The sequence below is a fragment of the Desulfonatronum sp. SC1 genome, assembly GCF_003046795.1.
Lineage (GTDB): Bacteria > Desulfobacterota > Desulfovibrionia > Desulfovibrionales > Desulfonatronaceae > Desulfonatronum.
The window spans coordinates 1-418 of the sequence record NZ_PZKN01000191.1; the positions used below are offsets into that span (position 1 = coordinate 1).

Sequence of the window (418 nt, forward strand, 5' to 3'; positions counted from 1 at the left end):
AAATATGGTTGATGCTTAAAAATTAAGCTTTGTCAACTTTGTACATGTGCTGAATCAGCTCAACAACTTTGGTTGAATAACCCATTTCGTTGTCGTACCAGCTAACAACTTTTACGAAGTTGTCGTTCAAAGAGATACCAGCTTCTGCGTCGAAAACTGAAGTTTTGGTTTCACCTACGAAGTCGTTAGAAACAACAGCATCTTCGGTATATCCAAGTACACCTTTCAATTCGCCTTCTGAAGCAGCTTTCATAGCAGCACAGATATCAGCATAAGAAGCAGGTTTTTCCAAACGGCAAGTCAGGTCAACTACAGATACGTTAGGAGTTGGCACACGGAAAGCCATACCGGTAAGTTTGCCGTTCAAAGCAGGAATTACTTTACCTACAGCTTTAGCAGCACCGGTTGAAGAAGGAAT

The 418-nt window shown here is 41.4% G+C and carries 1 pseudogene; it reads right to left on the reverse strand.

Annotated features, from left to right (window positions below):
* Nucleotides 1–22: 22 nt before the first annotated feature.
* Nucleotides 23–418, reverse strand: a pseudogene (locus C6366_RS21245) (type I glyceraldehyde-3-phosphate dehydrogenase); the annotation flags it as partial.